Origin of the sequence: Gaetbulibacter jejuensis (assembly GCF_039524015.1) — a bacterium.
Lineage (GTDB): Bacteria > Bacteroidota > Bacteroidia > Flavobacteriales > Flavobacteriaceae > Gaetbulibacter_B > Gaetbulibacter_B jejuensis.
Window position 1 is genome coordinate 187,633 of sequence record NZ_BAAAGF010000004.1, and the last position, 24,529, is coordinate 212,161.

Annotated in this window: 21 protein-coding genes; 19 read left to right on the top strand and 2 right to left on the bottom strand. The window is 35.1% G+C overall.

What is annotated here, in order from left to right; translation table 11 throughout:
* Positions 1–46: 46 nt before the first annotated feature.
* The 19 genes from ABD011_RS12910 to ABD011_RS13000 all read left to right on the top strand — a co-directional run bounded on the left by ABD011_RS12910 (position 47) and on the right by ABD011_RS13000 (position 22,186).
* A complete protein-coding gene (locus ABD011_RS12910) occupies positions 47–1,084 on the top strand; it encodes a hypothetical protein (RefSeq protein ID WP_343798877.1) in 1,038 nt (345 codons plus the stop codon).
* Positions 1,071–1,877, top strand: a complete 807-nt coding sequence (locus ABD011_RS12915; RefSeq protein ID WP_343798879.1) for a class I SAM-dependent methyltransferase — start codon at positions 1,071–1,073, stop codon at positions 1,875–1,877. Before ABD011_RS12910 ends, ABD011_RS12915 begins: the two co-directional genes overlap by 14 nt.
* 7 nt (positions 1,878–1,884) lie before the next feature.
* The gene (locus ABD011_RS12920; protein WP_343798881.1) at positions 1,885–3,090 is read left to right on the top strand and encodes a glycosyltransferase family 4 protein; all 1,206 of its coding nucleotides are present in this window, start codon (positions 1,885–1,887) and stop codon (positions 3,088–3,090) included.
* 3 nt (positions 3,091–3,093) lie between these two features.
* Entirely contained in the window at positions 3,094–4,074 is a 981-nt protein-coding gene (locus ABD011_RS12925) for a glycosyltransferase family 2 protein (RefSeq protein WP_343798883.1), read from the top strand.
* 29 nt (positions 4,075–4,103) lie between these two features.
* A complete protein-coding gene (locus ABD011_RS12930) occupies positions 4,104–5,063 on the top strand; it encodes a glycosyltransferase (protein ID WP_343798885.1) in 960 nt (319 codons plus the stop codon).
* Positions 5,064–5,081: 18 nt separating this feature from the next.
* On the top strand, positions 5,082–6,608 hold the full coding sequence (locus tag ABD011_RS12935; RefSeq protein ID WP_343798887.1) for a hypothetical protein: 1,527 nt from the start codon (positions 5,082–5,084) through the stop codon (positions 6,606–6,608).
* Between the two features lie 259 nt (positions 6,609–6,867).
* Positions 6,868–8,256, top strand: coding sequence for an asparagine synthase-related protein (locus tag ABD011_RS12940; protein ID WP_343798889.1), 1,389 nt, complete (start codon positions 6,868–6,870; stop codon positions 8,254–8,256).
* A 23-nt stretch (positions 8,257–8,279) separates the two neighbouring features.
* A complete protein-coding gene (locus ABD011_RS12945) occupies positions 8,280–9,374 on the top strand; it encodes a glycosyltransferase (RefSeq protein ID WP_343798891.1) in 1,095 nt (364 codons plus the stop codon).
* Positions 9,371–10,333, top strand: coding sequence for a hypothetical protein (locus ABD011_RS12950; protein ID WP_343798893.1), 963 nt, complete (start codon positions 9,371–9,373; stop codon positions 10,331–10,333). The genes ABD011_RS12945 and ABD011_RS12950 overlap by 4 nt, the downstream gene beginning before the upstream one ends.
* Positions 10,334–10,347: 14 nt before the next feature.
* Entirely contained in the window at positions 10,348–11,784 is a 1,437-nt protein-coding gene (locus ABD011_RS12955) for an MBOAT family O-acyltransferase (RefSeq protein ID WP_343798895.1), read from the top strand.
* Between the two features lie 32 nt (positions 11,785–11,816).
* A complete protein-coding gene (locus tag ABD011_RS12960; protein ID WP_343798897.1) occupies positions 11,817–12,713 on the top strand; it encodes a hypothetical protein in 897 nt (298 codons plus the stop codon).
* A 5-nt stretch (positions 12,714–12,718) separates the two neighbouring features.
* Positions 12,719–13,903 (top strand): glycosyltransferase family 4 protein, encoded by a 1,185-nt coding sequence (locus tag ABD011_RS12965; protein ID WP_343798899.1) that lies wholly within the window; start codon positions 12,719–12,721, stop codon positions 13,901–13,903.
* An 11-nt stretch (positions 13,904–13,914) separates the two neighbouring features.
* Positions 13,915–14,649: a methyltransferase domain-containing protein gene (locus tag ABD011_RS12970; protein WP_343798901.1), complete on the top strand. Its 735-nt coding sequence runs from the start codon at positions 13,915–13,917 to the stop codon at positions 14,647–14,649.
* 5 nt (positions 14,650–14,654) lie between these two features.
* Complete coding sequence (locus ABD011_RS12975) at positions 14,655–15,989, top strand: glycosyltransferase family 2 protein (protein ID WP_343798903.1); 1,335 nt, start codon at positions 14,655–14,657, stop codon at positions 15,987–15,989.
* Between the two features lie 170 nt (positions 15,990–16,159).
* Positions 16,160–17,260: a glycosyltransferase family 4 protein gene (locus ABD011_RS12980; RefSeq protein WP_343798905.1), complete on the top strand. Its 1,101-nt coding sequence runs from the start codon at positions 16,160–16,162 to the stop codon at positions 17,258–17,260.
* Positions 17,257–18,381 (top strand): glycosyltransferase, encoded by a 1,125-nt coding sequence (locus ABD011_RS12985; RefSeq protein WP_343798907.1) that lies wholly within the window; start codon positions 17,257–17,259, stop codon positions 18,379–18,381. Before ABD011_RS12980 ends, ABD011_RS12985 begins: the two co-directional genes overlap by 4 nt.
* Positions 18,382–18,392: 11 nt before the next feature.
* The gene (locus ABD011_RS12990; RefSeq protein ID WP_343798909.1) at positions 18,393–19,748 is read left to right on the top strand and encodes an O-antigen ligase family protein; all 1,356 of its coding nucleotides are present in this window, start codon (positions 18,393–18,395) and stop codon (positions 19,746–19,748) included.
* A complete protein-coding gene (locus ABD011_RS12995) occupies positions 19,708–20,715 on the top strand; it encodes a glycosyltransferase family 4 protein (RefSeq protein WP_343798911.1) in 1,008 nt (335 codons plus the stop codon). Before ABD011_RS12990 ends, ABD011_RS12995 begins: the two co-directional genes overlap by 41 nt.
* Positions 20,716–20,785: 70 nt before the next feature.
* Complete coding sequence (locus ABD011_RS13000; RefSeq protein WP_343798913.1) at positions 20,786–22,186, top strand: sugar transferase; 1,401 nt, start codon at positions 20,786–20,788, stop codon at positions 22,184–22,186.
* Between the two features lie 9 nt (positions 22,187–22,195).
* Here the strand turns inward: ABD011_RS13000 and ABD011_RS13005 are convergent, their stop codons facing one another.
* The gene (locus ABD011_RS13005) at positions 22,196–23,371 is read right to left on the bottom strand and encodes a lipoprotein N-acyltransferase Lnb domain-containing protein (protein ID WP_343798915.1); all 1,176 of its coding nucleotides are present in this window, start codon (positions 23,369–23,371) and stop codon (positions 22,196–22,198) included.
* 13 nt (positions 23,372–23,384) lie between these two features.
* Positions 23,385–24,455, bottom strand: a complete 1,071-nt coding sequence (locus tag ABD011_RS13010) for a putative type IX sorting system protein PorV2 (RefSeq protein WP_343798917.1) — start codon at positions 24,453–24,455, stop codon at positions 23,385–23,387.
* Between the last annotated feature and the right edge of the window lie 74 nt (positions 24,456–24,529).

Genomic DNA, 24,529 nt, shown 5'->3' on the forward strand with positions numbered 1-24,529 from the left:
GGTTAAAAAGAAAATCTAATTAATCTATTAATAAATTGAGCTAATAATGAAAAAACTATTTAAGTGTGTTATACATTATTTTCAAAGCCCTCATCTAGCTCAAGTTTATGATGGTTTTGAAAAATTAAAAAAACAAGGTTTGGTGGATTTATCCTATATAAAGGTTGATGGTGATGAAGCAAAACCAATCTTAAAAGTTGTTTTGGATGATAAATATACCGTAATATATGATTTAATAGATGGGCTTCACTGGTATGGAAGTACTAAAGAAGAAAAACTTAATCATTTTAAAACTACTACAGAAGCTGACTATTATTTTAAAAGAAGTTATACTGACCAACTTAAACAGTTTTCCCCAGAACATTGTAGTGTTTACCCTTTAGGTTTAAATTATCCTTTAAACACAGAAGGTAAGTATAAATTCTTAAAGGGACTAGTAGTGAATTCCTATTTATTCAAGTACTTAAAACCTAATTACAGAAGGTACCCAAGTGAGTTGTTTGAATCAGCTCCTAAGTTACATAAGAATAACTATATTGTTTTTTTTGCTCAACTTTGGAATCCTGATGATGTAGAAAATGAAATATCAAAAAAAGAAAGGGAACAGATTAACCAAGTAAGGATAGCTATCATAAGAGCATGTAAAAGTGAGTTTGGAGATTTATTTAGAGGAGGCATAATGACAACAAGTTTTTCTAAAACACAATGCCCTGATATTTTGGCTTCAAAGGAAGAAACAGATAAACTAAATTATTTAAGGGTAGTAAAAGAATCAAATATTTGTATTAGTACAACAGGTTTACACGGTTCTATTGGATGGCAGATGGGAGAATATGTAGCTGCTTCAAAAGTAATTGTAAGTATGCCTTTAAATTATGATTTGCCTGGAGATTTTATTAAAGGAAAGAATTATTTAGAATTTAGAGATATAGAAGAACTTATTAGTCAAATAAAATTATTGCTAAATAATAAGGAATTACAATTTAATATGATGAATGAAAACTTTAAGTATTATAATACTTATTTGAAGCCAGATGTCTTGGTGTTGAATACGCTTATGAAAGTTTATAATGGAAAAAAATAAAATAAAATACATACATACTGAAGAAATACACAATTTATCAGCTCCAATGGAAATTGTGCCTAAAATAATTGAGATAATTAAACCAAATAATGTCGTCGATGTTGGATGTGGTGTAGGTACTTTTTTATATTGTTTTAAGCAAGAAGGAGTTAAAGAAGTACTTGGAATAGATGGTGAATGGGTAGATAGAGAACTTTTGAAAAAGTATCTCGATGAGAACGAATTTTTAATTAGAAATCTTGAAGAGGAGTTTGAGCTGGAAAAGAAATATGACTTGGTAGTGAGTTTAGAAGTGGCTGAGCATATATCTGAAAAGGCTGCAGATAACTTTATTAAAAATCTAATTAACGCAGGAGAAATCATACTTTTTAGTGCCGCAATACCTTATCAAGGAGGACAAAATCATATTAATGAACAATGGCTTAGTTATTGGGAAAATAAATTTATTGAACATGACTACGTGATTCATGATATACTTAGACCATTATTTTGGAATAATGCTGAAATACCTGTATGGTATAAGCAAAATATGGTTGTGGCAACTCCAAAAAAATTTCAATTTGATAGTGAAACAGTTTATAATCCATTAAGAGATGTAGTACATTACTCTTTATTTAGTTATAGGAATATTAGGTTGAATAAAATTATTGAAGAAAAAAATAAAAAGCTAAATGAGATTTATGGAGGAGAGTTAAAAAAGAGTGTGTATTTAAAATTTTTTTTAAAATCTATAATAGGTAAAAGGTGTGTTGAAAGTATAAAGTCTTTATTAAATTTAAAACGAAAAGTATAGAGTTTTTATGATGGCTATTAAAATCTGTTTTGTCACTAGAGAGTATGCCCATGATGCTATGGGTAAAACAGGTGGTATTGGTGTGTTTGTAAAACAGTTTACAAGCGTTTTAAAAGCCCATGATTTTACTATTACTGTGTTTTCGTTTGGTGCTACTGCCAAACGCTTTAATGATGAAGGCGTACGTGTGGTAAGAATTAAAGACCTTACCACCATTAATGAGACTATAAAATCTCCTATGCGACGCTATAGGTTGCCTGGGTATCTTACCGTAAAGCGTGTGCTGGAATTTTTTAACAGGTTATATGTGTCGCTGTATTTAACTGTATTTGTAAAGCGTAACGGATTTGACCTAGTAGAGTTTCATGATTACGGTGGAGATGCTCCATTTTTTATAAGCCGAATTCCTAAGGTTGTACGTTGTCATGGGTCGGCAATGACCTTGCACCAGTTTATGGGTTATTTTAAGCGTCAACCCGATGCTTATTATGAAGGGTTGTTTTTTAAGCGTTTTCAAAAGCATGTATTGGCAGTGTCGCAGTATTCGGCAAACACTACTGCGAGTGCTTTTAAGCTAAAGAACGTACCCAAGGTAATCTACAATGGTGTTACTTTGCCTAAAGTAGCGCGTTGTGATGATTACTTGAGTGCGCCAACAGTGCCTTTTTCAATATTTTATTTTGGGTCTATTAGAGAGCGAAAAGGGATTGCAATAGCATGTAGCGTGTTTGATGCGGTTGCTAAGGTATATCCTGAAGCTAGTTTTCATGTTATGGGAAATAATAATAATGACTACTGGAATACTCATGCAGTTAAGCTTTTATCGAAGTCTGCTCTTGAGCGTACCCATTATTATGGTGCAATTCCGCATAAAGCCGTTGCTTCTTATCTGCAAACAGCTCATATTGTGCTTTTTCCTTCGTATGGTGAAAATTTTTCGATAGGTTTGTTGGAAGTAATGGCTTTGGAAAAAATTGTAGTGGTGTCAGCAATAGATTCGTTTAGGGAGGTGATAGTGGATAAAGACAATGGGTTTATGTGTGATACTATACCTGATTATATAGATACTGTTCAGTCTATTTTTGAAGGACATTATGATGTGTTGCAAATTGCAAAAAATGCTAGACGTACTGTTGCGCAAAATTTTGATCAAGAAAAAGTGATACAAGAAACCATCACTTATTACAAAATGTTATTAGAAAAGGAAACCTAACAAATGAAAGATAAACCATTAGTATCCGTAATATTGCCTACCTATAATGGGGCTGAGTGTATTGCAGAAGCGATACAAAGTGTACTAGACCAAACCTATCCTAATATTGAGTTGATAGTTGTTGATGATGGTAGTACTGATGGTACTAAAGCTATTGTTGAGTCTTTTAGTGATAAAGGTGTGCAGTTTGTGGCTAAGCCTAAAAACTCAGGGATAGCCGATAGCTTAAATGTTGGTATATTACAGGCTAAAGGACAGTACTTTGCGAGAATGGATGATGATGATGTGTGTATGCCAGAACGACTGATGGCTCAGGTGGAATTTTTGGAGCAGCATCCTGACGTAGTAGTTTGTGCTACAAATGACCAAAATAAAGGAGGAGATCGACCTTATTTAACCGATACTGAACTAAAAATAGGGCTTTTGTTTAGGAATGTTATTATTCATGCAAGTGTAATGATGCCAATGGAGGTGATTAAAAAGTATATGTATACTGTGGATATGGTACCGTCTGAAGATTATGATTTGTGGTCCAGACTTTTAAATGAGGGTAAGTTTTATAAGCTTGAAGCACCATTAATGTTTATTAGGTATTCTGCTGATGGGCAAACCGCTACAAGACGCCATGAACAATTACATTTAAATGTTGGTATTTTTAAGCGTATTGCACGATGCTACGGTTTTAATTGGGATGAAGCCTATGAGTCGGCTGTTTTTAAGTATATTGGTCATGACTATAGTATGCCTGCATATACGTTATTAAAGCTTATAGAATGGTTTGAACAACTGTTAACACAAAATAATATTAAAGGAATGTTTCCTAAATCAACTTTTGAAAATGAATTGCGGTATCAAGAAAACACCTTTGTAACTAAGTATTTTTATAACCGAACATTAAAGGATAAAATAATGCCTTTTATTAAGTTGCCACTTAGACTTAAGCTACAAGTTGTAAAATTCTATTTAAATAAGCATAATGCTTAAGTATTGTAAATATCTCAAGAGTTGTTGTTATGAATTATACCAGTAAATTATCAGAAACTATAGATATTGTAATTGTTAGTCCTGTATATAACGATTGGGAGAGTTTTAGGTGTTTGTTAAAGGCTTTAAAAGAAATGGCATTGACAGCACCTTATACGATTAAGCATATTGTGGCGGTAAATGATGGTTCGGTTGATGTGATAGACTATAATTTTGATTCAAACTTTAATATTACTGTAGTTGAATTAAACTGTAATATGGGACATCAACGTGCTATATCGGTTGGATTGTCTTATGTTAATGATCATTTAAAAGATTTTGATAATGTAGTTGTAATGGATTGTGATGGAGAGGACAGACCAGAGGATATTGCTAAGTTAGTTGTGAGGCAGGACAGTATTGTGTTTGCTAAACGCGAAAAGCGCAATGAAGGTTTTGTGTTTAGGTTTTTTTATAAGATTTACAAACGTATATTTTCAATGCTTACCACCAAGCATATCGATTTTGGGAACTTTAGTTCCATACCTCATGCTTTACTTGGTAAGGTGGTGGCTATTCCTGAGTTGTGGAACCATTATTCGGGAGCAATCATTAAGTCTAAAGTGCCTTATGTTTCAATCTCTACAGATAGAGGTAGTCGTTATCAAGGAGAGTCGAAAATGAATTTTCAAAGTTTAGTATTGCACGGTTTGAGCTCAATATCTATATATTTAGATGTGGTGTCTGTACGATTGCTTTTTCTTTCTTTTTTTTGTTCAGCAATTGTTGGTTTAGGTTTAATAGGTCTGTTGCTTTTAAGCGTGTTTACAAAAGTGTCTTTTTTAGATTGGCCTTCAATAATAGGTTTGGTTTTAATTAACATACTAGCAATTGTGATACTTATTACTTTTTTAATATTGTTATTTCAGCTTAACCAGAAGAGCATTGTTAAATATCCTCCTAAGTCGTTTTACACTTCTTTTATATTATCAACGCATCATTTAAACTAATACTCATTTCTTAACTACATGAATAACTTTATTTTGAAAATAAGTGATTATCTATTGGCTTTTAACATGGTTAAGCGCTTAGAACGCATTAACAAGATGTTGTTTGTTTTTGTGCTATTAGGGTTAAGTTTTTTGACTTTCAAATTAACTGAAAACGAAGAGCAGTATATGCTCTATGCTAAACAGTTTATGAATAGGGATTGGATTATTGCTGATTCATTAAATGAGTTTGCAGGAACACGAATACTATACCAGATCATTATTGGTTGGTTGCTTAGTTTTATAAGTTTTGAATGGGTGTTGTTTTTTTCGAGATTAGTTCTATGTGTATTTTTTTCACATGTATTATCAAAAATTTATAAAGAATTAAAAATAAGTAATGTACAGGTGTTGCTTCATTTGCCTATATTGTTTTTGACCAAACAATCGTTATTTGCAGGTTCGTGGATGCTTATTTCTGTTGAACCAAAAGGCTTTGCTTGGCTTTTAGTGTTATACGCACTCTATTATTTTATAAAGAAGAATTATAAATATATGGTAGTGTTTTTAGTATTTGGAACCTATATACATATTCTAGTAGGAGGGTATTCTTTTTTATGTTTTATGATGGTTTTATTTTTATTTGATAAGTCAAAGCCAACATTTTACTATATCAAATTGGCTATAGCTTATTGTTTTTTGATTATACCATTTATTATTTATCTAAAAACAGCTGTAGACTCAACAGTTGAATATACTCCAAGTGTTGACTGGATTTATTCGTATTATAGACACCCACATCACATTGGGTTGTTTAAAGATTTAAGTTATTTTTATTCTAAGCATTTTATAGGTGTTATATTAAGCGGCATTGCTTTAATTTTTTCAATACTGTTTTTTAGAATTCAAACAACAGAACGCTTAGAAAGACTTAATCAATTTGTTTTAGTATCCTTGTTTGGAGTGTTGATTGCTGTATTAATAGCGTTTTTTGATAAAGAAGGTGCTATTATAAAATACTATCCATTTCGTATAAATACATTAACAGTGTTTGTTTTAACATTAATACTGTCTTCGCTAGTATTTATAAGCGTAAAAAAAGAGTATAAAAGTGCTTATAGCATACTTATTGTATTTTTATCAACCATTTTTTTATTGCAATTAGCGCAACCTAATTTTAAAAATATTTATAGTTTTTTAACGAAAACCGATACACGAATGGAGCGGTTAAGTGTTTATATAAAAACGGAAACAGAAAGGGATGCAGTTGTATTGAATGCTACAGGCGAACTCTCGCTTACTAGGCATATTGAAAGAGATCCATTTGTAGAGTATAAATTTATTCCAGCAATTATGAGTGAAATACCGGGTTGGTATGAGCGTGTGTTGTTTAAAAACTCTTTACTGCAAGATATACAAGTGCTAAAGCATAAAGAACACTCCTATACAATAGATTTTATACTAACTAAACGCTCTATTGATGTTGAGTTTTTAGAGCTGGTTTACGCCGATGTTGGTTATTATTTATATAAAGTGGACCTTGAGAAAAATAATGAATACAGGTAATTTTTTTATTGTATCTCAGTATTGTATTTGAGTTTAAAGTTGAAAAGGCAAAAGGTATAAGTTGCTTCTCGATACTATTTGTTATCTCTATCGAGATACCAAATCACTCGAAGTGACATTGGGTTTTTGCTTTGGTTTTTAGTTGGTGCTTGGTGTGTAGTGTTTGGGTGTTGCTGACAGCAAGTGTGTTATTTTAGTATTAAGTGCTGTGTGAATGGTGATTAGTAATTCAATTTATTTATATTAGTCCTGTTGTTATATGACCATCAAAACCGCTATTATACCCACAGAACAGACTTTTGCCAAAGTGCATGCTGATAGGCAATTGCATTTAGAGGCCTTATGTGTTTTTGCTGCTATAGGTTTCTTTTTGGATACTGATACGTATTGGAAGGATGAGGTTGTTTTAAAGCCTGCGCATACGCATCGCTTAGACGATGATGGGTATTTGCTAGACTCTAAGCCATGGTTTGAGTGGTTTTATGACCCTAAGCCCATGACTTTTGATGCTGCTGTAGATGGGTATGCCAGTTTGTTTGAGGAGGTCCTTAAGGAGCAGACCCATGGACAGCGTGTTATTTTACCGCTTTCGGGTGGTTTGGACAGTAGAACCCAAGCCGCAGGATTGTATCGCATAGGCGCTGAGGTGTCTTCTTATAGTTATTCCTTTGCACAGGGTTATCCTGAGAGTGCTATTGCTAGTGCTATTGCTAAAGTTTGTGAGTTTGATTTTGAGGCCTTTACTATTAACTCAGGCTATTTGTGGAGGGTTATTGATGATTTGGCCAAATTGAATGGTTGTTACAGCGAGTTTACGAGTCCGCGTCAAATGGCGGTCATTGACCAATTAGGCGCTAAAGGCGATGTGTTTTCGTTAGGACATTGGGGTGATGTGTTGTTTGATTCTATGGGATTGCCACAGTTGTCAGACGCTGAGCTTGTGGATTTACTTAGTAAGAAGTTGTTGAAGCGTGGTGGTTTAGCACTTGCTAGTAAACTATGGACAACTTGGGGGCTTGATGGTGATTTTTTATCGTACTTTAAAGGACGATTAGCCACTTTGTTGGATGGTATTGCTATACCTGATTCCAATGCTAAGTTGCGTGCCTTTAAGAGTTTGTATTGGGCGCCTCGGTGGACCTCGGTTAACCATTCGGTATTTGCTTCGGTACAACCTATTACATTGCCTTATTACGATGAGCGACTGTGCAGATTTATCTGTACTGTGCCGGAAACCTATTTAAACGGTAGGCAGTTACAGATTGCCTATATACAACGTTATGCTCCTGAGTTAGCTTCAATTACTTGGCAAGACCAACGTCCGTTTCATTTAAACAATTATCATAAGAACCGGTTTCCGTATGCTACTCCATATCGAGTAGCTAATAAAGTAAAACGCACATTTAATAGTATTTTAGGTAAGCCTTATGTACAACGCAACTGGGAGTTGCAGTTTTTAGGCGCTAGCAATCAAGCCCATCTTAGTGCACATTTGTTTGAAAGCGGATTAGAGGACTGGATTCCTGAAGCTCTAGTGCGTGATTATGTTGCGGACTTTTATAACCAAGACGCTTTAAAGAATGCGCATGCTATCAATATGTTGTTAGTTTTTGCTAAGTTTAACCAATTAAATGCTTTGACCTTTTAGTTAGATACTTCGACAAGCTCAGTATGACAAAACGCATCAAAATTTTATTTACCATTCCTAATTTTGACACTGCAGGTAGTGGTCGTGTGGTGTATGATTTGATAGCAGGTTTAGACCGTACTCGATTTGCACCTGAGATTTGTTGTTTTCATGGTAAAGGCGCCTATTTTGAAACTATTAAGAGCTTGGGAGTGCCTATTCATTTTTTTGAGTTTACTGCGCCTTATCGTCCGTTTTTAAGTTTGCCCTTTAGGGTTTGGCGTATTGCACGGTTTTTTAAACAACATCAGTTTGATGTGATCCACTCGTGGCATTGGAGTAGTGATTTTACTGAACCTTTGGCTGCTCGATTAGCTGGAGTGCCTTTTGTGTACACGAAGAAGGCTATGGGTTGGGGTAATCGTGCCTGGAGATGGCGTAGCCAATTGAGCCGAAAGATTATTGCTATTAATACTGATATGCAGCCACAGTTTTTTAGTGCTATGGCTGAAAAGGTGTGTTATATTCCTTTAGGTGTTGCTGTTGATTATTTTAAACCATTGCCTAAGCGCTATACCACTCCTGAGGGGTTAGTATTTAGCGATACAGATTTTGTAGTGGTGACAGTTGCCAATTTGGTACCCGTAAAAGGGATAGAAGTTTTGCTAGAGGCTGTGGGTATGCTTGATGATGCTCGTGTAAAGGTATTGGTGGTAGGTAGTACTGAAAGTGCTTATGCAAGAGCGTTGCAAGACCAGTATGCTTCTGAACAGGTGCATTTTGTAGGTAAACAGCTTGATGTACGCCCTTATCTTGCGGTAGCTGATGTGTTTGTATTGCCTACCTTATCAATTGGAGAAGGTTTACCTGTTGCTTTACTTGAGGCTATGTCGTCAAAACGGATTGCTATTGGTTCTAAAGTTTCAGGAATAAAGGACGTTTTGAGACTAAGAACGGATTTGTTATTTGAAGCAGGTCAAGTTTCTGATCTGTCTTCTAAAATAAAAAGGATACTAGAAATGAGTCATAAAGAAAGAGGAGTTTTGCAAAAACAGATGAGGTTAATAACTTTAGAAGACTTCAAAATAGAGTCATTTGTGGAGAATCATGAAAAATTATATACATTGATTAGTAAATGAAATTATTTATTAAACGATTTTTATTATTTGTAATTGTAATTTTGCCAATTTGTGTTGCTTTAGATTTTTTAATCTCTAATGGATTAAAATCTTCAGATTATTACGCTCAAGGTGAAACTTTTATATGGAATGAGATTGTAGAAGGTCGTATTTCTGAAGATATATACATTTATGGCTCATCAAGAGCATGGGTGCATTTTGATCCTGAAATTATAAAAGATAGCTTAAGTATGAGTGCTTATAATTTTGGTATTGATGGACACAATTTCTGGTTTCAACACCTTAGGCATAAATTACTGATAGAAAATAATCCAAAGCCAAAACTTATAGTGCTTTCAGTAGATATGTTTGGATTTACAAAGTACAAAGGTTTTTATAATTCACGTCAATTCTTGCCTTTTATTTATAATAAAGATATTCGTAAATATACTTCTGAATATCCTGGGTTTAATTGTTTGGATTATTATTTACCTTTATTTAGATACTATGGTCGAACAAAAGATATAGGAGAGGCTTTTAGAAGTAAGGATAATACCTATAAAGATTCTGTTTTTAGGCGTAAAGGGTATAGGGCAGAACATAGAACATGGACAGCAGATTTTAATAAAGCAAAGTCTAAAATGGCTTACTATGAAGTAAATACATATGAGCCTTATAAGGATTTAATGCATCAGTTTTTAGAAGAGTGTAAAAAGCTAGATATTAAGGTAGTTATGGTTTATGCTCCAGAGTATATTGAAGGTCAGGAGTTTGTTAGAAATAGAAGTGAGTTGATTAGTACTTATGAAAGTATAGCTGAAATACATCAAATCACTTTTTTAGATTATTCAAATGATGAGTTATGTTATAACAAAAGCTTATTTTATAATAGTCAACATTTGAATGCTAAAGGATCTCGATTATTTAGTGAAGAATTTGCAAGTAATTTAAAGAAAATGAAACTATTTGAAACCAACTAAAAACCATTAACCTTATGCTTTTTAATTCTTTAGACTTTGCTGTTTTTTTGCCCATTGTGTTTGTGCTGTATTGGTGTGTTGCCCAGCGCCATTTGCGTGTTCAAAATGCCTTGGTAGTTGTTGCCAGTTATGTGTTTTACGGTTGGTGGGATTATCGATTTTTGACCTTAATAGCTTTTAGTACCTTAGTGGATTATACCATAGGGCTACAATTGGAACAGCAGCATCACCCTAAACATCGGTTGGCACTCTTATGGGTTAGTGTTTTTGTAAATATAGGGTTGTTAGGCTTTTTTAAGTACTATAATTTTTTTGTAGATGCCTTTGTAGATGCCTTTTCTCTTTTTGGGCTGTCTATACAGCCAAATACGCTGAACATTATATTACCTGTAGGGATTAGTTTTTATACTTTTCAAACCATGAGCTATACCATAGATGTGTATCGCGGTAAACTAAAACCTACACGTGATTTTATTTCGTTTGCAGCTTTTGTGAGCTTTTTTCCGCAGTTGGTTGCAGGCCCAATAGAGCGTGCTACCCATTTATTGCCACAGTTTTACAAAAAACGTTCTTTTGAGTATTCTAAAGCAGTGGATGGTTTACGACAAATCTTGTGGGGCTTGTTTAAAAAGATTGTTATAGCCGATAATTGTGCTGAGTTTGTGACCATTATCTTTGATGGTTACGGTTCGTACTCCGGAAGCACTTTGCTGTTAGGTGCTGTGTTGTTTGCGTTTCAAATTTACGGTGACTTTTCAGGGTATAGTGATATTGCTATAGGTACCGCACGCTTGTTTGGTTTTGATTTGCGACAGAATTTTGCCTTTCCTTATTTTTCAAGAGATATTGCTGAGTTTTGGCGACGTTGGCATATATCGTTATCCACTTGGTTTCGAGATTATGTGTATATCCCACTAGGTGGTTCGCGAGTTAGTCAATGGAAGGTGCTACGCAACGTGTTTGTGATTTTTATTGTAAGTGGCTTTTGGCATGGTGCCAACTGGACCTTTATGGTTTGGGGTGCTTTAAACGCGCTTTATTTTGTGCCTTTATTAGTGCTAAAACGGAATAGAGTGCATACTGGTGTGGTGGCTGAAACTAGGTTGCTTCCTAATTTTAGGGAGTTTGTGGGTATTGGGAGTACATTCTTTTTAACAGTTATTGCTTGGGTGTTTTTTAGGGCTGCTAGTATGCAAGAGGCCTTTAGTTATTTGCAGGGTGTTTTTAGTAGGTCGCTATTTTCGATGCCAGAGGTTAGACCTAGATTTTTGTTTGTATTATTGTTGCTGTTTATTGTGGTAGAATGGTTTGGTCGTCGTGAGCAATATGCCATTGAGCGGTTATGGTTAGGTTATCCTAGAGCTGTGCGTTGGGGGATTTATTATGTGATTGCTATGCTGATTTTTTTGTATGGCGGTAAAGAACAAGAGTTTATTTATTTTCAGTTTTGATGAAGAGATTTTTAATACATACTCTAGCGTTTTTGACTATAGTTTTACTTAGTTGTCTTTATGTATTTATGCAAGCTGATGGACATACAGATGCTTTTTACGTAAAGTTTACCACTCCAAAACAGCAATCACTTATTGTTGGATCATCTAGAGCAGCTCAAGGGTTGCAACCACAATATATTGATAGTTTACTAGGAGACAGTAGTCTTTATAATTATGCATTTTCAAGAGTGCATACGCCTTATGGGGCGCCTTACCTAGAAAGCATAAAAAAGAAACTGGATACCACAACCGCTAATGGAGTGTTTATTTTAGAGGTTAATCCTTGGACAGTTTGTAATAAAATTGAAAACAAAACTACTACTACAGAGTTTTGGGAAGAATCTTCTTTTTTAGGAACCGTAGAACAGGTAACGATACATCCAAATTTTTATTATTTGTTGAATTTTTATGATGGGCGGAATGTTGAGATTTTTACAAAGAAAGGGGGGAATTTTTATGGAGAAGATTTATATGTTCATGATAATGGTTGGTATCAGGTACGTTTAGTTGATAATGAAAGTAGAAAGCAAAAGCGTATAAAGAGTTCTCTGAATAGCTATAAAAGGATTAAAGAAGAGTATGTAGGACTGTCTAAAGCACGAATGGAGTATTTACGAAAAACTATAGAATATTTACAAAATTTTGGAACAGTCTATTTGGTTAGGTTGCCAATACAAGAAGAGATGCTAATGATTGAAGACGATTTATTACCTAACTTTGATGTTGTTATTGAAACATTGTCAAACGAAATGGATGTTCTTTACATTAATGGTACAAAGCAGAATTTAGATTATGATTACATTGATGGGCATCATCTAGACATAGCATCAGGAAAAGCGTATTCAATTGTTCTAGCTAATGAAATTAAAAAGCATAATAAAAGATAATACTTTTGAGAATAGGTATCGTACTTTCACAAATTCCACAATATTCCGAGACTTTTTTTAGACTTAAAATAAAGGTGTTGCAAGAGTTAGGATATGAGGTTATTCTGTTTACTCAGAATAGAGATCCTTATTTCAAAGCTTGTGAAGTAAAATCTGTATTAAGTTTAAGTCAATATCCTCTTTGGGTTAGATTTTTTAAGGTGAGTACAACATTATTTTTATTGAGTCTGTTTCATCCAATACGTTTTTTTAAGTTTATTGCTTTGGAGAGACAATCAAAAAGAAGTTGGACACAAATAATAAAAAACCTTTATAATAATTCTCACATACTTCGCTTCAAGACACTTAATTGGGTACACTTTGGTTTTGCAACGATAGCGCTACAAAGCGAAAGTGTAGCAGAGGCTATAGGCGCAAAAATGGCTGTAAGTTTTAGAGGATATGATATAGATGTTTATGCTGAATTACATCCTAATTGTTATGATTTGTTATGGGCTAAAGTTGATAAAATACATTCAATATCAAACTATCTTTTACAAAAAGCTTATACCTTAGGTTTAGATAAGAGTACACCTTCAATGGTTATTACACCTGCTGTAGATATAAAACTGTTTTCTAATGAGTGGCATAAATTTAGAACAAGTAATGAAAAAACCACTATTACAACTGTAGGACGCTTACACCCTATCAAAGGACTTAAATTCTCGATTGAAGCTGCGGTATTTTTAAAACAGGCAGGGTTAAATTTTGAATATTTAATTATAGGAGATGGACCTGAATATTCTCTTTTACAGAAGCAGATAGACTTTTTAAAATTAAAAGATTATGTTTTTTTAAAAGGAAGAATGTCTCAGGAAGCATTGAAACAAATATTGCAAGTTACAGATGTATATGTTCAATATAGTATTTCAGAAGGGTTTTGCAATTCAGTGTTAGAGTCACAGGCCATGGGATTATTAACAATAGTATCAGATGGAGGGGCTTTGCCTGAAAATGTTATTGATGAGCAAACAGGATGGGTTGTGCCTAAAAAAAATGCTAAACTGTTAGCAGAAGCTATACTTAATATTATACATTTACCCGAATCGACTAAAGCAGAAGTTAGAGCAGCCTCGAGACAGCGAGTACTTGATCTGTTTTCAATAGACAAACACCAAAAGTTATTTATGGCTTTTTATGAAAATGATTAATGTAAGTTCAGATGAATTTTAAAAAATTAATACTTAATCCTGAGCTTTATGCTAATATAGCTTATAAGCGGATTAGAAATAGGGTAAGAGTTCTATGTTATAGAGGGGATATAGTTGTTTGTGAAATTTGTAATTGGCGAGGAAAAAAGTTTTTTAAAGGGTGTTGTCCTAAATGTAACTCATTACCAAGGACACGACTAATTCCTTTTTCATTAGCATATTTTAAGCTCTTAAATGACACTCCTAAACTATTGCATGTAGCTCCTAATGTAAATGAATTCAATTATATTAAGGATAAAGTTACTCCTTTAGATAGTTATGACCGCTTAAACATTAGACCAGTAAAGCACATAAACATAGTTCAAGACCTTACAAATACTAGTTTAAAAGAGTTTAGTTATGATTTGGCTATTGCGTGGCATGTGCTTGAGCATATACCAAAAGATCAACAAGCTATAGCTGAGGTGTATAGACTATTGAAAAAAGGAGGTCATTTTTTAGTGAGTGTACCAATATATCCTTTAGAAAATATGACGACTTTTGAAGATGTTAATTTACCCTATGAGGATTATGAGAGAATTCATGGGCATTATGACCACTGTAGAAGTTGTGGCTTAGATTACTATAAACGTTTTGAAGCTATTGGCTTTAAAGTTAGTCAGTTGTTGGTTAAAGATTTAGAAACTGAGTTTGTAGATCGTTTTGGGTTAAGGACAGATCATGTTGTATGGTGTTTTACTAAATAATAGATATGCTTTTTGAGTTTTTAAAGTATTTGCAGCCTACACATTATTTTTCATTACTTAAACGTAATGGTGAAAGTGTGTTTCCTGTTTTTAAAGCGTTACCAGAAGCACTACAAACACAGTTGGAACCTGATGGGCATTACACTAGTGCTTTGGCTCGAGACTACGATTTGTCGTGGCAAGCTTTACATAAAGGCTATATAGGAGACACAGCCACTATAGTACAGATTGCATCTTTACCTGTTGTGGATAATTATGTTTTTATGAGAAAATATTTTAGTCCATTTTGGGTGTTGTATGTGTTGCTGTATCGCTTACTTAGTTTTAAGTCTCCGCTACGGGAACTCAGCGCTTATTTTAAGACTAGAGGGGTTCAACGAAGTGCTTATTGGAATACGCCTTTTAAGTATCCGGAATGGGATACTTTTGAATCTACACTTGTGGCCAGTGCACCTAAAGTGAGTGTTATAATTCCTACGTTAAACCGCTATGCCTACCTAAAAGATGTGTTGCGTGACTTGGAACAGCAAGATTATACCCATTTTGAAGTGTTGGTGGTTGATCAATCCACACCGTTTCAAGCAGCGTTTTATGAGGGCTATGACTTAGAATTAGATGTTGTATACCAAGAAGAACAGGCCTTATGGTTGGCAAGAAATACAGCCATACGTAGAAGTACAGGAGACTATTTACTGTTATTTGATGACGATAGTCGTGTTTCGAGTGACTGGATTCGAAATCACTTGAAGTGTATTGATTTTTTTAAGGCCTCTTTGTCTTCTGGGGTGTCCATTTCTAAAGTTGGCGCGAAAGTACCAGAGCATTATGCTTTTTTTAGAGTGAGTGACCAATTAGATACAGGAAACGTACTTATTAAAAGGTCTGTTTTTAAAACACTAGGTTTATTTGATAGACAGTTTGAACAACAACGTATGGGTGATGGGGAGTATGGATTGCGTGCGTATTTACACGGGTTTTTAAATGTGTCTAACCCTTATGCAAAGCGTTTGCATTTAAAAGTTAACTCTGGAGGTCTAAGAACTATGGGGAGTTGGGATGCTTTTAGAACCAAACATTGGCTGTCACCACGACCCATCCCTAGTGTGTTGTATCTGTTTAGAGGCTATTATGGTAATGCTGCCGCTAAACGCGCTTTATGGCGTACCATACCACTATCCATAATGCCTTATCAATTTAAAACCCATAAAGGCTTGCAGATTATAGGGGTTTTTGTTTCTTTGTTTTTTATTCCTTTGGTGTTGTATCAGGTAGTTAAGTCTTGGCGATTGGCTAGTGAGAAATTGAAAATAGGCGCTAGGATTGAGAATTTGAGTGACTGAAGATGGAAGTGCGAAGTATAATTGTTTGGTATGTAGTGCTTGGTTGAAAGTTTAAAAAGGCATGAGACATAAGTGAGAAGATAGAAGGTGAAAGTAAGGCGTTTGATGGTGTGTCTTTGTAGGATTGTTTGAATAAAGTATAACTTAAGGTATTATAAATAAACCATTTATTGCAGCGTAAACGTGTACTGATATTGACTTCAGAGTTTCCTCCACAACCGGGAGGTATTGGTACTCATGCCTATCAATTAGCACACCATTTACAAGAGGCGTCGCATACTGTTACGGTTATTGCCGATGAGCGTTCTGATTCTGGAGTTGAAGAAGCTAAATTTGATAACACTTTGATTTTTAAGGTTCAGCGAATTGTAAAGCGTCGGTTAAGAGTACTGATGTACTTTAAGCGTTTATGTTTACTTTTTAAGTATTTGCCTTCCAATGAGATTGTTATTGCTTCAGGTAAGTTTCCGTTGTGGGTGGTCGCTTTTGCGAGTTTGTTTTATAAGCGTCAGTATATGGCAGTGCTGCATGGTAGTGAAGTGAATTTTACCCAGTCGTTGTTAAACCGTTCTATAAGGGTTTCGCTTCAGCGCTTTACAACCCTTGTTGCAGTCTCCCATTTTACCAAATCCCTTGTGCAAGATCATCATGATGCCGTAGTTGTCATACCCAATGGGATACCTGTTCGTCAATTTGAGGCTCAAGCTATTTTACCAAAGGATTTAAAAGGCTATCCAAAACTGATTACCGTAGGGAATGTTACCGAACGTAAAGGACAGTTGAATGTTATACGACAATTACCAGAGCTTATAAAAGCTTATCCAGAATTGCATTATCACTGTGTGGGATTGCCTACTCAACGTGATGCGTTTGAGGCAGAAGCGTCTTTGTTAGGCGTACTGGAGCATGTTAGTTTTCATGGACGGGTTTCAGATATGGAGCTACGTTCTTTTTTAAATGAAAGTGATATTTTTGTGATGTTAAGTAGTCCGACTTCAACAGGTGATGTAGAAGGTTTTGGAATTGCGATATTAGAAGCTAATGCCATGGGATTGCCAGCAATAGGGGCTTTAGGTTGTGGGATTGAAGATGCTATTGAAGACTTTAAATCTGGGCGATTGATTGCCTATGATGATTTAGTTGCTTTTAAAACAAGTATTGAGGAGTTGATTACCCAAAATGCACGTTACAAAGAAAATGCACGATCTTGGGCTTTGAAGCATGATTGGGCTGTAATTGTAAACCGTTATATAGCAGTATTTGAGAAGTGACTTTAGTAATAATATCCCATACCGAACATTATAAGACTGACGATGGTACCCTTGTGGGTTGGGGACCTACCATTAGTGAGATTAACCACCTGGTAGTCCATTTTGATAAGATTATTCATGTGGCGATGTTGCATGACGGTAAAGCGCCTCCTAGTGCCTTACCTTATACCTCTGAACGCATTACATTTGTTTCCATACCAGCATTAGGAGGTCGTGGGATAGGTAGTAAGCTAAAAAGTATGGTATACGCTCCAAAAGTAATACGTAGTGTTGCTAAAGTATTACGAGAGGCTACTGTATTTCAATTGCGAACACCCACAGGAATAGGCGTGTATTTAATTCCATATCTTACATTTTTTAACAAGACTAAAGGTTGGTACAAGTATGCAGGCAATTGGAATCAAACACATCCACCTTTAGGCTATCGTTTACAACGCTGGATGCTTAAGCACCAATCGCGAAGCGTTACTATTAATGGACGTTGGGAAGGACAGCCTAAGCATTGTTTGACTTTTGAAAATCCTTGTTTAACAGAAGCAGAGGTTGCGCTAGGTGCTACCTATAGTACCTCTCGTGAATGGCCAACCGTATGGAATTTTTGTTATGTAGGACGTTTAGAGTCAGAAAAAGGCGTTGGTCGTATTTTGGAGGCGTTTAAGGCACTTTCAGTTGATGAAAAGGCTAAAATAGGAACTTTGCATTTGGTAGGCGATGGCCCTGAACGGTCACAGTTTGAAGCTATTTCTAAGGAGGTAGGTGTTACGGTAGTGTTTCATGGTTTTTTGCCAAGAACCGAGGTGTTTGCTATTTATAAGCAGTGTCACGGGTTTATTATGCCAACCACGGCTTCGGAAGGATTTCCCAAAGTTATTGCTGAGGCTATGAACTTTGGTTGTATTCCTTTAGTGTCTAATATTTCAGCCATAGGGCATTATATTCATGCTAAAAATGGATTTCTAATTTCACCTATAAATACTAACACCATAGTTAAAACTATACTAGCGTTAGTCGAAATTGATGAAAGTGAATATGACTCATTAATTAAAAACTCAAGTAGCATAGTGGAAATGTTTACTTTTGAATATTATAATAAAAGAATACTTAAAGTAATTAAAAGTTAATTGACGTTATCTTGAAAGAGGAAAAAAAGTATATATCGTTAATTCTAATCCATATTGTATTAGGTTTTGCTTTGTTTGTTATAGAACCAATTGCAAAACTATATTTTATAATAGCTTTAGTGTATTTTACGCTTCAAATTATTTTAGTACCCAAGAAAGAGAAAGTGCAGGCTGTGTTATATGCTTCGGCTTATTTTGTAGGTGCTGAGGTATTATTTAGGATGACTAAAGGAGGGTTGGCTTATGAGGCGTCTAAGTATTTAGTGATTGTTTTTGTGATTATGGGTATGTTTTATAAGGGCTTGTCCGGAAAAGGATATCCTTATTTTATATACCTGATACTTCTGGTGCCTGCAATAGTTGTTGCGTCTGTTACTTTGACGCTAGATGCCAATTTTAGAACCAATATTGCTTTTGTATTAAGTGGACCAGTGTGTTTAGGAGCAGCAGCCTTGTTTTGTTACGATAGGAAGGTAAGCTATCAACAAATTCATAACGTATTAATTTATATGATGTTGCCATTGATTAGCACTACCGTTTATTTGTTTTTGTATAACCCAAGCATTAAAGATACCTTATCAGGGACTGCATCGAATGCAGCCACTTCAGGAGGTTTTGGTCCTAATCAGGTTTCGACTATTTTAGGGCTTGGGATGTTTATTATGGTAGTGCGCTTGTTTTTAAAGTCTCCAAATTTGGCTTTAAAGTTACTTAACCTTACTATTTTAGGTGCAATGACCTTTAGAGCTATTGTAACTTTTAGCCGAGGAGGTATTTTTGCAGCTGTTATTGTGGTGGCTGCGTTTTTATGGAGTTTGTTTTTTAAGTCTTCTTTGCGGCAAAAAAATCAAATTATAGGCTCTTTATTTTTATTAATTATTGCGATATCGGTAACCTGGGTGATCAGTTCTAATCAAACTATGGGGTTAATTGATAAACGTTATGCCAATGAAGATGCTTTAGGTAGAGAAAAAGGTGATATTACAACAGGTCGCGTTACACTTTTTGTAGAAGAAATAGAAGGGTTTTTGAATAGTCCGTTTTTAGGTATTGGAGCCAGTAGAGTTAAAAATGCTAGGGTGGAAAAAGGTGTTGGTCATTTACCCTCACATAATGAAGTAGGCCGTTTATTGTCTGAACATGGTTTTTTTGGGGTGATTATTTTACTCATCCTAATTATTGCTCCCTTGGCTTATAGGGGTAGAAATAAAAAGAATATATTTTTTTATGCCTTTTTATGTTTTTGGTTTGCGACCATTAACCATTCAGGGTTGCGTATTGCTGCCCCTTCATTTATTTATGGATTAAGTTTATTACACGTTACTAATGAAACACGTTCTGTACATAGGCAACAACTTACAAAATAACCGTAGTAATGTGTCTTCCATTCAAAACCTAGGCGCCTTACTACAGCGCGAAGGGTATAGCATGTATTATGCATCGAGCAAGAGCAATAAGGTGTTAAGGTTATTAGATATGGTGTTTGCTTTTTTTAGGCTTCAACATCGTGTGAATACTGTAGTTATTGATACCTATAGTACCCATAATTTTTATTTTGCACTTGTTATTAGCCAATTGTGTCGCGTTTTTAGGGTGGAGTATATTCCTAGCTTAAATGGTGGAAATTTGCCTGCGCGTTTGCATAAGCACCCTATTATGTGCCGTATGATTTTTAAATACTCCAAAGTAAACGTTTCTCCTTCATTATACTTAAAGCAGGCTTTTGCGTCTTATGGCTATGACAACGTATCCTATATTCCAAATACAATAGAAATTGAGAAGTATCCATTTCAAACCAAAGACTATACTACAATACGGCTGTTATGGGTACGTTCATTTTCGGTGCTTTATAACCCAGAACTAGCGGTTAAGGTCTTAAAAACACTATTGGATAAAGGTTATAAAGCATCCCTTTGTATGGTGGGACCCGATAGTGATGGTACTTTAGCCAATGTAAAAGCCTTGGCTTCTACCTTAGGGGTTGAAGTGACCTTTACTGGAAAGTTGAGTAAAGCGGCATGGACTCAACTTTCTCAAGACTACAATTGTTTTATTAACACCACTAATTTTGACAACACTCCAGTAAGTGTGATTGAGGCTATGGCTTTAGGTTTGCCTATAGTGTCTACCAATGTGGGTGGAATGCCTTATTTAATACAACATCAACAAGAAGGATTGCTTGTAGCTCCTGAATCGGTAGAGGCTATGGTAGAGGCTATCCTTTATCTGTTTGAACACGCTACTGAACGCGAACACATGATAGCTAATGCTAGAGCAGTTGCCGAGTCTTTTGACTGGAATTGTGTTAAACAACTATGGAAAGATGTATTGTAACCAAAAAACTTGCTTCATTATTTGATATGTTAAACTTCTTGTTATATTTATACCCAAATCAGAGGCTTAGATGAGTAAACTCAAGACTGACATCCATTTTGAGATTTCCGAACGAAAGGTGTTGCTGCGTATACTGGATATTGTAATGGTGTTTTTGGGACTGTATCTTCTTGAGCAGTTTTTTGATTTTAATTACCTTACACTTCATCAAGAACATGGAGTCGCTTTAGTGGTTTTAGTCTTTTATCTTACTATTTTAGGGACCGTTTTTGAAATTTATGATTTACAAAAGTCCAGTACCCTAGATGTTACGTTTAGGAATGTAGTGCTTACTGCCTCAACAGTTGTATTGATATACATGTTAACTCCTTTCTTTACGCCTTTTTTACCTGATAAACGTATTGAAATAGTATACTTCTATTCGTCAATTATTGTTATGGTGTTTTTGTGGCGTGTGGTATATGTGACGTTTATTACTAAGCCTAGGTTTTATAAAAAAGTACTGCTGGTAGGCGAGATTTCAAATATTGAAAGCATTATTAAACCTTTAAAACAAGCCGATCCTAATTACAAAATAGTTGGATTTATTAACTGTGAACAAGAGCACGAAGCACCTATTAAGTTTAGAGGGCTTAAAGAGTTTCAGCCTCACGAGTTATTGTCAGTTATTAATGAGCAGAATATTTCGGAGATTCTAGTGGCAGCTTATAACTCTGAGACTATTACTAATGAGATATATGGAAGCCTTATGATGCTTTTAGAAAGTGGTTTTACCATTCGTGAATACACTCAAGTTTATGAAGAGATTACCCATAGAGTGCCAATTCAATTTGTAGGTAAGGATTTTTATAAATACTTCCCGTTTAGTAGAAGTCACCAAAATAAACTCTATCAACTTTTTCATCGTTCATTTGATCTTATTTTTTCTACTGTAGGATTGCTTTTTGGAGTAGCTATGCTGCCTATCATTCTTATAGGGAATTTTATTGCAAACAGAGGGCCTTTGTTTTATGTTCAAGAACGTGTTGGGAAAAATGGTGCTGTTTTTAACATTGTGAAGCTTAGAAGTATGATTGTTAATGCAGAATCGTCAGGAGAGGCCAAATGGGCTCAAAAAAATGACAGTAGAGTGACTCCGTTTGGACGTTTTTTAAGACGTTCGAGAATTGATGAAATTCCGCAGTTTGTTAATGTGCTTAAAGGCGAAATGAGTGTGATAGGACCTCGACCAGAGCGTCCTTATTTTGTTAACGAGCTGTCTCAGATTATTCCTTTTTATGAAATGCGTCACGTGATAAAGCCTGGACTAACAGGTTGGGCACAAATAAAGTCGAGGTATGGGAGTTCGGTTGATGATAGTTTAACGAAGTTGCAATACGACCTTTACTACATTAAGCATTGTAGCTTTTTTATGGACGTTAATATCCTAGTGAAAACCTTGAGTGCTGTGTTGTATTATAGAGGGCAGTAAGTAGTGGGTTTAGTTTGTTGTGCTGTTTTTAAAGTAACGTAACAAGAATATATACCTTATCGCTAAGGCGATTAGTAAAGGTGTTAAGGTGATGGCGAATACTTGTACTCCTGTTAGCCAATGAAATACCAATAGGCAGAGCATAATTATTAAAAAAGAGAGGTATCTTAAAAACCATTTAGAAGGTGTTTGTTTTAGTACTTGTTGTATTACAAATACGTTAAGGGCAAATGCCCATAACAGATTATAGTTGTTTGCTGTGGCACTATGGTCGGTAGCAAACCAAAGGAGTAAAAGTACTATTCCAATACAGCCTGTAACAGAAAAGATAATACCGTCTAGCAACTTGGTGCGTTTCTTTTTCTTATAATCTTTGTAAGTGATTAGTATAATAAGTAATGCTAAAATACTAAGTATAAACAAAGGACTTAACAGAAAGCTAGAAGATTCTAGTTGTTCTTTTTTTGTATAGAGTACTTGAGATTGTTTGACTAGAGGTTGTCCGTTTTGTAATGTAGCAGTACTAAAAAACCTATAGATATTTTCAGGAAGAAAAAGTTGTTCGTTAGGTGTTGCTGTTTTATCTATAACAGATCCTAAGGCAATATCAATTCCTAAACTTCCCCAACTGTTTTTGTTGAGGTTGTTTTGAATGAGCGTTCTAAAGGTTTGCTCTTGGTAATCTTCAGGTGTGTTGTAAGTAATATTTTGGTTTAAAGCAGTGTTGGCTACATCTCTTATTCTAGTCGCGCAATTGTCATAAAAGAAATCGTAAAGGTAGGCTCTGTTTTCTGGTTTGTAATTGTTCTGTAAATAATTGAAAAGTGCTTGTTGTTCTTCTGTAGTGATATTTAAAACCTGTTCTTTTACGGTTCTGTTGTAATACACATAGGCTCTGTAAAAGTCTTCAAAATTATGTTTGCTAATAAGGTAGTTGAGTTTTCCTTGTGCGAATTTTAAATAGAAATTAGGCGCATCAAAATCGTATTGTCCGTAGCCATAGACTACATCTAAGCCTTGTGTTCTATCTTTGATTCTAAATCCGCTATGTCCAAAAGCATCGTTTAAAGACGCTCCTGGTCCTATTGTAAGAACACTTATTTCGGCATTAGGTGATAGTACCTGTTGTGCGCTTGCTGTGTTTATTGCTAATAATAAAACAATAAGGCTAAAAAGACATCTCATAAGTAGCTATTATTTATCTAAAGATACTAAAATCGAGTTTTAGGGAAAACACGTTAGAGTATAAGGCAGCACTTTGGTCTCCTATGTCGGTAAACGCATAGTCAAGCTGAATGCCTTTGTATTTGAAGCCTACGCCAAAATTAGGCTGAAAGGTTAAATCTTCAGAATCATCAAACTGTAATTCGTTTTGGAAATTCCCAGCGCCTAAACGTAAAAACACCAAGTCGGTATACCCAAACTCAAAACCAAGTGCAGGATTGACACTGGCAAAAGAGGTAGAGATGATGTCGTTGTTTTGTTCAAAACGCACATTAAGGTCTAAAGCAGCTAAGAGTGAATAGTCATAGTGAAATATCCATTGCTTAGACATCCCTATTTGTAGCTTAGGGATCGTGATTTCTGAACTCTCAGGAAGTTCCTGGTTTTGTCCTTCAACCGCACCACTTATTTGTTCAAACTTTTCTTCGTCTATAGACCACGCATTAAACGTTGTGGTAATATCTCTTGCCATAATCCCAAATTTCCAGTCGTTTTCCGATTGAAATTGTACACCTAGGTCTAAACCAAATCCCCAAGAAGAGGCAAAATCACCAATAATCCTTCTAATAACTTTAGCATTAACACCATAACTTAGTCCAGGAACAGGTAGGTCTCTAGCATAGGAAAAGGTAAGGCCATAATCGGCAGTTGAAAAGAGTTTAATTCTGTCGTAATTAATGTTTCCTTGGTCGTCAATAAGCTGAGTGGTGTCTAAAATATCATCGACTCCAAAACGTATTAACGAGATACCTACTGCACTTCTGTCGTCTAAAGGCATTGCAAAAGCAGCATAGTTGTAGTTGGCAATATTAGCAAAATAGCTAGAGTGCATTAGTGCCAATTGGTTGTCTTCGAGTGCTATTAAACCAGCAGGATTCCAGTAACCCGAATTGACATCGCTTGTGTGCGACACTACTGCGTTGCTCATCCCTAATGCAGCAGCATCCACACCAATATTCATAAATTCGTTAGAGTACTTTCGGGTGGTTTGCGCGTTACTTAACAATGAAACTAAGGTAAGCGTAAGGAGTATGTACTTTTTCAATAGCAAAAATTTTTACAAATATGCACAATATTTTTCATCTATTAAACTAGAAATTAGAGGAGATATTGTATAGG

Excerpts from the sequence above, each read along its gene's own strand:
- ABD011_RS12910 (WP_343798877.1), top strand. The coding sequence starts at position 47 with ATGAAAAAACTATTTAAGTGTGTTATACATTATTTTCAAAGCCCTCAT.
- ABD011_RS12915 (WP_343798879.1), top strand. The coding sequence starts at position 1,071 with ATGGAAAAAAATAAAATAAAATACATACATACTGAAGAAATACACAAT.
- ABD011_RS12920 (WP_343798881.1), top strand. The coding sequence starts at position 1,885 with ATGATGGCTATTAAAATCTGTTTTGTCACTAGAGAGTATGCCCATGAT.
- ABD011_RS12925 (WP_343798883.1), top strand. The coding sequence starts at position 3,094 with ATGAAAGATAAACCATTAGTATCCGTAATATTGCCTACCTATAATGGG.
- ABD011_RS12930 (WP_343798885.1), top strand. The coding sequence starts at position 4,104 with ATGAATTATACCAGTAAATTATCAGAAACTATAGATATTGTAATTGTT.
- ABD011_RS12935 (WP_343798887.1), top strand. The coding sequence starts at position 5,082 with ATGAATAACTTTATTTTGAAAATAAGTGATTATCTATTGGCTTTTAAC.
- ABD011_RS12940 (WP_343798889.1), top strand. The coding sequence starts at position 6,868 with ATGACCATCAAAACCGCTATTATACCCACAGAACAGACTTTTGCCAAA.
- ABD011_RS12945 (WP_343798891.1), top strand. The coding sequence starts at position 8,280 with ATGACAAAACGCATCAAAATTTTATTTACCATTCCTAATTTTGACACT.
- ABD011_RS12950 (WP_343798893.1), top strand. The coding sequence starts at position 9,371 with ATGAAATTATTTATTAAACGATTTTTATTATTTGTAATTGTAATTTTG.
- ABD011_RS12955 (WP_343798895.1), top strand. The coding sequence starts at position 10,348 with ATGCTTTTTAATTCTTTAGACTTTGCTGTTTTTTTGCCCATTGTGTTT.
- ABD011_RS12970 (WP_343798901.1), top strand. The coding sequence starts at position 13,915 with ATGAATTTTAAAAAATTAATACTTAATCCTGAGCTTTATGCTAATATA.
- ABD011_RS12975 (WP_343798903.1), top strand. The coding sequence starts at position 14,655 with ATGCTTTTTGAGTTTTTAAAGTATTTGCAGCCTACACATTATTTTTCA.
- ABD011_RS12995 (WP_343798911.1), top strand. The coding sequence starts at position 19,708 with ATGAAACACGTTCTGTACATAGGCAACAACTTACAAAATAACCGTAGT.
- ABD011_RS13000 (WP_343798913.1), top strand. The coding sequence starts at position 20,786 with ATGAGTAAACTCAAGACTGACATCCATTTTGAGATTTCCGAACGAAAG.
- ABD011_RS13005 (WP_343798915.1), bottom strand. The coding sequence starts at position 23,371 with ATGAGATGTCTTTTTAGCCTTATTGTTTTATTATTAGCAATAAACACA.